1 pseudogene is annotated in these 233 nt (G+C 42.5%); it reads right to left on the bottom strand.

The window, feature by feature from the left end:
* Positions 1-56: 56 nt before the first annotated feature.
* Positions 57-233, bottom strand: a pseudogene (locus LKX83_RS32985) (class II fumarate hydratase); the annotation flags it as partial.

Below are 233 nucleotides of genomic sequence, written 5' to 3'. Positions count from 1 at the left end.
AACCAGAAAGTAAGAAACCCAAAGCAGCTGTAGGTTAGCTGCTTTGGGTTCTGTGTTTATTCTTGCGGATGAATCATATTTTCCGGGCGTACGATCTTATCGAACTGTTCTTCAGTAAGTAAGTTTGATTGAATGGCAGCCTCTTTTAAAGTTAGTCCTTCCCGGTGAGCTAATTTTGCGATGGATGCCGCATTTTCATATCCGATATGTGGATTCAGCGCAGTGACAAGCAT

Source organism: Cohnella baijiui (assembly GCF_020731285.1).
Taxonomy (GTDB): domain Bacteria; phylum Bacillota; class Bacilli; order Paenibacillales; family Paenibacillaceae; genus Cohnella.
This window is presented reverse-complemented; position numbering and strand designations above follow the sequence as displayed.